At 42.6% G+C, this 10,202-nt stretch carries 9 protein-coding genes; all 9 read right to left on the bottom strand.

Going from position 1 to position 10,202, the window contains the following annotated elements:
- On the bottom strand, positions 1-277 hold a 277-nt coding region (locus AC2SLM_RS09610), incomplete at its 3' end, for a helix-turn-helix domain-containing protein (protein ID WP_486552477.1).
- 126 nt (positions 278-403) lie between these two features.
- Positions 404-1,597 carry a cell division protein FtsZ gene (gene ftsZ, locus AC2SLM_RS09605; protein ID WP_486542397.1) on the bottom strand — a complete coding sequence of 398 codons (1,194 nt, stop codon included), beginning with the start codon at positions 1,595-1,597 and terminating at the stop codon, positions 404-406.
- 98 nt (positions 1,598-1,695) lie between these two features.
- A complete protein-coding gene (gene ftsA, locus AC2SLM_RS09600; RefSeq protein WP_486542395.1) occupies positions 1,696-2,979 on the bottom strand; it encodes a cell division protein FtsA in 1,284 nt (427 codons plus the stop codon).
- A gap of 220 nt (positions 2,980-3,199) precedes the next feature.
- A complete protein-coding gene (locus tag AC2SLM_RS09595; RefSeq protein WP_486553503.1) occupies positions 3,200-4,027 on the bottom strand; it encodes a cell division protein FtsQ/DivIB in 828 nt (275 codons plus the stop codon).
- A gap of 251 nt (positions 4,028-4,278) precedes the next feature.
- Positions 4,279-5,235 carry a D-alanine--D-alanine ligase gene (locus tag AC2SLM_RS09590; protein ID WP_486553501.1) on the bottom strand — a complete coding sequence of 319 codons (957 nt, stop codon included), beginning with the start codon at positions 5,233-5,235 and terminating at the stop codon, positions 4,279-4,281.
- Positions 5,236-5,303: 68 nt separating this feature from the next.
- On the bottom strand, positions 5,304-6,746 hold the full coding sequence (gene murC, locus AC2SLM_RS09585) for a UDP-N-acetylmuramate--L-alanine ligase (protein WP_486542463.1): 1,443 nt from the start codon (positions 6,744-6,746) through the stop codon (positions 5,304-5,306).
- A 186-nt stretch (positions 6,747-6,932) separates the two neighbouring features.
- Positions 6,933-8,009, bottom strand: a complete 1,077-nt coding sequence (gene murG, locus AC2SLM_RS09580) for an undecaprenyldiphospho-muramoylpentapeptide beta-N-acetylglucosaminyltransferase (protein ID WP_486553507.1) — start codon at positions 8,007-8,009, stop codon at positions 6,933-6,935.
- Positions 8,010-8,412: 403 nt separating this feature from the next.
- Positions 8,413-8,859 carry a DUF2147 domain-containing protein gene (locus AC2SLM_RS09575; RefSeq protein WP_486542389.1) on the bottom strand — a complete coding sequence of 149 codons (447 nt, stop codon included), beginning with the start codon at positions 8,857-8,859 and terminating at the stop codon, positions 8,413-8,415.
- Positions 8,860-9,210: 351 nt separating this feature from the next.
- Positions 9,211-10,185: a glutathione synthase gene (gshB, locus tag AC2SLM_RS09570; protein ID WP_486553500.1), complete on the bottom strand. Its 975-nt coding sequence runs from the start codon at positions 10,183-10,185 to the stop codon at positions 9,211-9,213.
- Positions 10,186-10,202 lie beyond the last annotated feature (17 nt).

Genomic DNA, 10,202 nt, shown 5'->3' with positions numbered 1-10,202 from the left:
TTTTTTCATCAGCCAGTTGTCGCTCAAGTCTTTTTATGATTTGGGCTGGGGTTTCTTTGTGTGGCATTCTTAGGCTCTTTGGCGGTGTATTCCAGTCTAATGTACCATGTTTCCTAAGCCAAGTTAGGACGGTACTACGTCCTTGTATGCCATAGTGCTTTTGGGCTTGTTTGTAGGTCATGTCGCCTTTTTCTACTTGCCCTACCACAGCTAATTTAAAGCCGAGTGTGTAATCTTTCTGTGTTCGTTTAATCCTTGATCTTTCTGCTTTGTCCATTTATAAGCTTCCTTTTCGTAAACTTATTTTAGGACGGGACATACTCATTAAAAAAGCCAAGCTATTAACTAGCTTGGCTTTTATTCAGTACTATTGACAACAAATTTTACTCAAAAATCATGAGTATTAACGGTTTTGTTGACGCTTTAGATAGTCCTGAATGCTGTTGGTCTTAGTCGTTGTCGGCTGAGACGGTGCAGCACTTGGCTGTGGATTACTACTGGTGTAGCTTTGGCCCTGTGCCTTTTGCTGACTGTTAAATGCGCTTGTATGCGTTTTAGGATCAACCGCATGGTTACTGTTAACTGAAGGCATAGGCTGCGGCTTTGGCTGATCTTTGGTTTCATCTAAAGTAAGACCCGTTGCAATAACTGTTACATGCAAATCTTCACCTAACTTCTCATCGATGACAGTACCGATAAAGATATTAGCCTCTTCGATATCTGTGATATCGTTAACCACTTCTGTGATTTCGTTTAACTCATCAAGCGTTACTGACTCAGAAGATACCACGTTGACAATCAGACCTTTGGCGTTTTCAAGCAATAAGTTGTCTAGTAGTGGTGAACGAATCGCCTTTTCAGTGGCTTGACGAGCACGATCTTCACCGCTTGCACGTCCGATACCCATCATCGCATGACCTTTAGCCGTCATTGCCGTGCGTATATCGTTAAAGTCAATGTTAATCACACCTTCGCTTGAGATAGTCTGAGCAATACCTTGTACCGCATGCATCAATACATCATCTGCTTTTTTGAAAGCATCTTGCATTGAGATGTTGCCGTACACTTTTAACAGCTTATCGTTTGGAATAGTGATGATAGAGTCAACGAAGTTAGACAACTGATCAATACCGGCTTTGGCTGCTTTAATACGCTTGCCACCTTCGAATTTAAATGGTGTGGTAACAACACCAACTGTCAAGATTTCCATCTCTTTTGCGATACGTGCCACAACAGGTGCTGCACCGGTACCGGTACCGCCGCCCATGCCAGCAGTGATGAACACCATGTCTGAATCTTCAAGAAGCTTACGGATAGACTCCTCTTCTTGCTCGGCAGCTTCACGGCCAACTTCTGGGTTAGCACCCGCACCAAGACCACGGTTTGTATTGGCACCCAACTGCAATTTATGCTCAGCAGTTAGTCTATCTAAGGCTTGCTTGTCTGTATTTGCACAAACAAAAGTCACGCCTTTAACGCCTTGCTGAACCATATGCTCAACCGCGTTACCGCCGCCACCGCCCACACCGAAAACAGTGAAATGGGCTTGACCGTTATTTAAATCTTGGCTATTAACCGCCATCGTGTATTTAGACATTATCACTCCTTGTGGTCACCTCACCAATTTACCAATAATTTATTCACTTAGTAACTAAGCTATAAGGTAGGTGGTGACTGTGAAATATGAAAATTGGGTTATATAATATTTTTAAGAAAATTGTTCAGACTGTGCTTAAACTTGGCAATTTTACTGACCTTAAGCGCATCCGGCGAGCTTTTCTCACTGTGCTTAAATTGATCACTTTGACTGTATAATAAAGCACCAAATGCCGTTTGCAACTCACGCTGAGTCACTCGGCGATTTAGCTCTTTAAACTTCTCATCATCATCAAAGCAGTCATAGGCAGAGATGGCCTCATGCTGCGTAGTGCTCATTACCGGCATGCCAAGTAGGCGTTTTGAGAAACGTACCATATCTTTTACTTGACTACCACCGCCCGTCAATACGACACCTCGCTGTATATAATCCATAAGACCCGCGTCAGACAGCTCTTGAAACAACACTCGATAAAGCTCAATATAACGAGCTTCAATAATTTGTGCCAACTGCAAGATACTAATCGGCTTATCTTCTGCTTTACCAATACGCTGGAATGTCTCAAAACGGCTAGGATCAACACTGCGTGTATCAACCGTACCTTTTTGGATTTTTAATCGTTCCGCTTCCATCATTGTCAGTCCCAGCTCCGCTGAGATATCCATGGTGACTTTGGCACCGCCGTCAGGAATACAGTGGGTAAAAATTAACTTATTTTCGCGGTAGATACAAACGCTCGTGGTGCTCGCGCCAATATCAATCAAGCAAACGCCTTGCTCACGCTCTTCAGGAAGCAAACTATACTCTGCACTCGATACCGCATCAAATAACATATGATCGATACTAACGTCACATGCCTGTATCAGCTTCTGAATATTTTGTCTGCTTGCCACCGGCATCATCATTAAATGATACATAACCGTTAATTTATTGGCGTGCATACCAATGGCATCATCAACCATCTGATCTTTATCATCTATAAAGATACCTTGTTGGCAATGATGCATTAAGTAATGGGTATTAGGCTGTGAATTGGTCTTGGCAATAGTAAGTGCATTGACAATATGCTGGGTCTCGACCGTACCCTCTGTTAAGTCAACCGTACCAAAGCCATTGGTACTGGTAAGCTCTGGTGTCGATAAAGTTAGCCAAACACTATGGATACGGCAATTTGCCATCTCCTCAGCTTGGTTAATCGCTTCACGAATAAGGCTTTTTAGACGATCAAAGTTTCTGATTTGACCCTGCTGAAAATCCTCTGTCTTAACCTCACCCACGCCTTTAATACGAATATCGTTTACAGCAACAATATCGCCAACGACTACATACACTGCAGTGGCGCTTAAATGAATGACGGCTAAGAGATTTTCAGATTTACTCATAAAGTTTAGAACATATATGTGTACTGTAGTGGACAAGGGGCATAATGAGCGTGCTTTTTGTCTTCATTCAAACAGTAAGGTTAGAATAGGGTCTATTAATAAGATGCTGCCATTTACGGGTACTAATTCATTCAAATACGTCAATGATGATATCTATATAACTACGTCTAGATACTCCCATTAAATCATGTTTATTTTTTTGTCTTTGCAATGCTAACGCTTAGTCCATCTCATTGTGATCAGCATTAACATCAATATTGCTACTAATACTATCAGTATCGTCTTGATTAATCTCAGAAACAGACATTAACTCAACCGGAGCAACCGGCTCATCTTTCCAAGCAATAACAAAACCATTTTTATATCTTAAATCTAACGAGGCAATATTCTCTCGTTTGTCAGCAAGTTGATTTTGCAATAATTGACTGACATTCATCAGCTTTTGCGAGGTATGTTCGTTGTCGACGATAATACGCATACCATTATTAAAGCGAATAACCCACGTCATGCGTGGGGTCAAAATCATATCTTCAACCTGCATATCAAGCGGGCCAAACCACTGACTTACTTGCTGCATCTGCTGCATAATCAAGTTAGATTGATCAGCATCGCCTTGTAGCATGATGAGATTGTCTTGCTGCAGGTCCGCTTCATTCACGGGCTGAAAGACTTGACCTTGCGCATCAATCAGATGCTCACTACCAAACTTCGCAATAGGCGCTCGAGGCAGTGCAGTAATTACAATCCCCTCACCCCATTTACGCTCAATATCAACTTGACTGACCCAGTCTTGAGCCATTACCTCATCTTTGAGCTGTGGCAGTTTAGCGGTAAAGAAGCTACCGGCTTCTTTTTTATCCATCGCCTCGCTTAATACACGATACTCTGCCGGATTTAGACTAGTGGGATTAACCACAATATCGGCCGGCTGCGAATTATAAATTTGACTCGATACCAAGAAGAATATTGCTATAAATAACAATATTCCGATAGCCATCCACGATTTTGCGGATAATAATTTACTTGGATTCAGCGAAACTTTATTCACAGAGGCAGCCATCGTGTCCACTTAGTCTATATCTCTTATAATTGTAACGCATTTGCTATAGTAGCGATAGCGCCTAGGCTTAATGAGCATGTATCAATTTATGACAATATATTACATAAGTATTAAACACTGAAAATTTAAATAGCTTATGACGCTTAAGTAATAAATTTGTCAGGATGAGCTTAAAGGTAACACTCTTAAGCTCGTCTTGCTACTGTGTTCATTAAATAATCAGAAAATGGGTCTAATCTCTACAGCGTTTGCGCTAGGATATGCCAACATAATTGCTCAAAATTCATACCGCGTGCCTTAGCAGCCATAGGTACTAGGCTATGACTGGTCATACCTGGTACCGTATTAATCTCAAGCAGCCAGAAGTTACCTTCTTCGTCCTGCATGGCATCGATACGCCCCCACCCTTTTGCATCTACAGCTTTGAATGCAGCCACACTTAACCCTTGAAGATGTGCTTCTTCTTCCTGTGATAGGCCACAAGGAATATGGTACGCCGTGTCATTGCGATTATACTTAGCTTCATAGTCATAGAAGTTAGAGATATCCGCCGGCTCTAGACGAATAACAGGATACGCTTCATCATCGATAATTACGATGGTGAATTCACGACCCGTAATCCACTTTTCTGCCATAACAACATCACCACAGCCTGCCGCCATTTCATAAGCTTTAGGCAGTTCATCTAAACTATTAACCTTACTCATGCCAATACTTGAGCCTTCATGAACCGGTTTAACCATCAGCGGTAAGCCTAATGTATTAACAATTTGCTGCCAATCGGTATCCGCGGTCAAAATAGAGAAAGGTGCCGTTGATAAGCCGCAGCCCTGCCACAATTGTTTGGTACGTACTTTGTCCATACCAATCGCTGAAGCTAAGACGCCAGAACCCGTTTGCGGGATACCGAACCAATCTAGCAGACCTTGCAATTGACCATCCTCACCACCGCGGCCATGCAATACATTAAATACACGGTCATAACCTTTAAGCTCAGTCATGTCCTGATTTTTTGGATCAAAATGTGTGGCATCAACGCCTTGCGACTGTAGTGCTTTTAATACAGCATTACCACTGTCTAAAGAAACATCGCGTTCATTGCTGTTGCCGCCATAAATCACAGCGACTTTGCCAAATACGCTTGGGTCTTGAGTAGCTGCGTTTTTAGTGGCTTGAGAATCAGAAGAATGTGTCATAGTTATTGGCATCTTAACGGTAAATAGGTGGGAATAAAGGGTAATAAAATAAACGTAAGACTTGCGATTTAAGAAGTAAGATACAACTGGTTCGCTGCTAATTCTTGGCTTAGCTGACCCACATTACCCGCACCTTGAGTAATCAGCATGTCACCTGCTCTTAATACGCGCTGCATAACAGGCGCTAGGTCATCTTTGTCAACTAAAACAGGCTCAACTTCGCCGCGCAGACGGATACTGCGCGCCAATGCTCGCGTATCTGCACCAACGATAGGGGCTTCGCCAGCACTGTAAACATCTAATAATAACAGCTCATCAACTTGCGACAATACCTCAACGAAATCATCATAGCAATCACGAGTACGGCTATAACGGTGTGGCTGGAACAGCATCACTAGACGGCGTTCTGGATAACTTTCACGAGCCGCCTTAATTGTTGCAGCTACTTCTACTGGATGATGACCATAATCGTCAATTAGCAGAATATCGCCATCATCTTTAGCAACAAGAGCTTGCTGTTCAAAACGGCGACCAACGCCTGCAAATTTTGCCAAGGCGCGCTTAATGGCTTCATCATCGACGCCCTCATCCGTAGCCATGGTAATCGCTGCTAATGCATTTAACACATTATGCTGACCGGGAATATTAAGCGTTAGCTGAAGTGGCTCGTGGTCTTTACGTAATACGGTGAAATGGGTTTTGGTACCCTCGACACGTACATTAGTGGCTTGCACATTGTTATGTGGCTCAAAACCAAATGTCTGTACTGGGCGGCCGATGTCATCAATCATAGCGTACAGCTCTTTGTCATCGCCGCATACTACAGCAAGGCCATAAAACGGCATGTTCTGTAGGAACTGAATATAAGCTGCTTTTAATTTATCAAAGCTGTTCTCGTAGGTATCCATGTGATCTTGGTCGATATTGGTCACAATAGCGGCCATTGGATGCAAGGTTAAGAAAGACGCATCGGACTCATCGGCTTCAGCGATAAGATAACGACTCTCCCCTAATGAGGCATTTTTGCCCGAAGCATTTAGCTTACCGCCAATCACATAAGTGGGGTCAAACCCTGCTTCGGTCATCATCATGGTCAACAAACTAGTTGTAGTTGTTTTTCCATGAGCACCAGCAACGGCAATGCCATGACGGTAACGCATTAATTCACCCAGCATATCGGCACGACGTACAACAGGTAGCTGTGCCTTTAGTGCCGCTTGAATCTCAGGGTTGCTGCGGTCAATTGCCGATGACACCACGATCACATCTGCATTGGCGATATTTTTAGAGTCATGACCCACAAAAACGTCAATATCAAGGCTTTCAAGGCGCTTGGTTACTGGACTTTCTTTAATATCAGAGCCGCTTACGCCGTAGCCTTGGTTTTTCATGACCTCAGCAATACCACACATCCCTGCTCCGCCAATTCCAATAAAGTGAATGCTTTTGATTCGGCGCATTTCTGGAATTTCTATCAATCGTTTGGGCAGGGCTGCTTTTGACATAGATATCTCTTTTTATTACTGATAAAGGATTAACGAACTAACTTCTCAAATCAGGCATTGTCCAAATGAATGTATGGGTTTACCTGACTTATATTTTCTATCACCAAGAATGGAGTGATTATAAGACAATACAAATAACTGCACCAGTGGCTGAGTCAGTCAATTTGATAAATATGACTGGTTTAACTCAAGCTATTTTGACAGCTCTGACCAAATATAGTCTGCGGTCATCACTGTGGATCCTGGATTAGCCAGTGCTTTGCCTTTTTTGGCCATGGTCTGACATTTCTCACGATCTAAATCGAGTAGAATCTCTGATAAGTGCTCTGGCGTAAACTTGCTTTGTGGAATTAAGTAAGCAGCATCTTCAATGGCGAGTGATCGAGCATTAGCAGTCTGATGGTCATCTACTGCATGCGGTAATGGCACAAATATCGCGGCTAAACCGACATTTTGAATTTCAGTCACTGTCAGGGCGCCAGCACGGCAAACGATAATATCCGCCCACGCATAGGCTGCTGCCATATTATCAATAAATGGTTTAACCGTTACATCATGCACTGATTTATCGACTATTTCATAATTGGTCTGAGTAGTGGCAAAGTTGTTATGGCCACACTGATGATGCACTGCAATTGGCTTATCAATTTGAGCCAGTGCTGCCGGCACAGTCTGATTAAGTATTTGCGCACCCAATGAGCCGCCCACGACCAATAGCTTTAATGGGCTGTCATCTTCCACATCATAACGCGTCTCTGGCGGCTCAATATTAGAAATCGCTTCTCGAACCGGATTACCGACGGTTTCAAGCTTAGGATTATCCTCACTTTCACTATCCCCAAAGGTATTCGGGAAGGCTTGCAGTACTTTGGTGGACAATTTTGCTAAATAACGATTACTCATACCTGAAATGGCATTTTGCTCATGAATAATAAGCGGCGTACCAGTTGCTTTTGCAGCCAGTCCACCCGGTGCGCTCACATAACCGCCAAAGCCGACGACCACATCAATACGATTGCTTTTAATCACTTTGATACTGGCAAGTACCGCTTGCGACAGCGTAAACGGCATTTTTAGCAACCGCCCCATGCCTTTGCCGCGCAGACCTTGCATATTAATAGTATGAAATGTATAGCCAACAGGCTTAACCAAATTATTTTCCATGCCTTGCGGTGTCCCTAACCAGTGTACTACTGCACCGCGTCTCGTCAACTCTTCCGCAACAGCCAAAGCTGGGAAGACATGACCACCGGTACCCGCTGCCATCATCAATACATTCGGGGCTGCTTTGGTAGTGACTTGAGTGGTCGCCGGTTCAGTAGGACGACTCACAGTTGAGGACTCTGACACAAAAAATCTCCTAAATTTTATACAAGAAAATAGGGCACAAATAAATCAGAAAAATCATAGCATAAATCACATGCTTAGGCGATGACATCCACCGTTTAAAGAGAATTAATGTACAACAAAGTACACAACTGTTTCGATTCTGTAGGGTCTGCCGTTATAAGGATTGTCTAAACGCAAAAAACCAAGCAGCGAAATATCGTTGCTTGGTTCTAAAGTTGCTTGATTATAAAATAGCAGCATATCGTTATGTCTACCGACTTATTTTATAAAGGCTATAGCCTCTATAAAATAGTTAGTTAGCAACTCAAAAGAATCGATAAAATTAACGACGTTTAAGGGTACGGGTCTTACCTAACAATGAAATACCTTTGTAGCCACGAAGCTTTAAAGTATTGCCTTTTAACTCTGCTTTACCTGAGAAGGTCGTACCCGTTTCAGGTTCGATACCTGAGCCATTGATGTATTTATTAGGATTTTTTGGATCGGCTTCTAAATCCCAAATAACCGTTGCTCCGGTTAAAGGCTTGTTTTTGAATTTACCTCTACAGGTATCACACACACTCTTACCTGCGGCGCGTGGATCTAATACTTTAACGATTTTGGCCGATAACTTACCGTTGTTTTGCTCAACGAATTGCAATACTGAGTCAGGCTGACCTTTATCATTGAAGGTCGTCCATTTTGTGTTGTTTAATTGATCTGCTGCATTTGCGGCAAACCCAAAGGCTAAACCGGCTGATAATACTAAAGTTTTCGCTAGCATTTTCATAATACATCCTTGTTAAAAGTTAATTGAGGTTGGTGCCTGTCGTGATTAGACAGGCGGTTATTAATAATTACTTAAAACCACTCACCTCTTTATCCTAAAGAATTGAGTATCGTCTGTCTTATCTGAGCTTGGAATCAAATAAGAAGAATCGGTAATAAATAATTTAATACCAACTATTCATTAAGTCATGTTAATTGACTCTTTCATAATATAAGAGTCTGACAGAAAATCAACTCCTAACACAGCGCTTGACCCATTAATTTGTAAAAAACAGCTCTATTTATTAATAGTTGAGTAATATTAGCGCAATATCACCTATTAAATGGAAATTAGCCCAACTACTGTCTACTTTTAGCGATTAATCAGCTTATTCTCAATCGCAATCATCAAGTCAATGGCGATGTCTGTACCGCACTGATCATTAATCTCACGAATACAAGTTGGGCTTGTCACATTAATCTCGGTAATTTTGCCGCCAATGACATCAAGGCCGACAAACATTAGCCCTTTGTCTTTCACAATCGGCGCTACCTGTTTGGCAACTTTCATTTCAGCATCTGTAACGGGCATTGCCACTCCTTGACCGCCGGCTGCTAGATTGCCTCGAGTCTCGCCTTTCGTCGGAATACGCGCTAGGCTAAAAGGCACAATCTCACCGTCAACAATCAAAATGCGCTTATCGCCGTCTTTGATCTCTGGCAAATAACGCTGCGCCATAATCGGCAGAGTCTCAAGTTCGGTTAGCATCTCAAGTGTTGCACCAATATTAGGACTGTCTTCGGTCAATCTAAAGATACCAGTACCGCCCATACCATCTAGCGGTTTAACGATGACGTCATGCTGCTCTTTGATAAACTGACGAATATGCGACTGTTTGCTAGTCACAATCGTTGGGCTCATCAAATCACTAAACCATGTGGCAAACAGTTTCTCGTTGCAGTCACGAATCGCTTGCGGGTCATTAACCACCAACACGCCAGCCTCTTTGGCATGATCAAGCATATAGGTGCTATATAAAAAACGCATGTTAAACGGTGGGTCTTTGCGCATTAAAATAACGTCATAATCAGTAATCGGCTGAGTTACCTTCTGCTCAAGACTATAGAAGTCTTCAGGGTCACGGCGCACAGTCACTGCTTGAGCATCGATTTTTAAAGCGCCTTCATCAAGCCATAAGTCATGAATCTGACAATAACCCAGCTTATGCCCGCGGTCACTTGCCGCCCACATCATTGCCAGTGTACTATCTTTTTTATAATTGACCGTCTCAATCGGATCCATCACCACCAATACATTAAGTGATTTGCCCATTAAATTTTGACTCATGCTACATTACTCCGTTA

The organism is Psychrobacter sp. CX16 (assembly GCF_057396245.1).
This window is presented reverse-complemented; position numbering and strand designations above follow the sequence as displayed.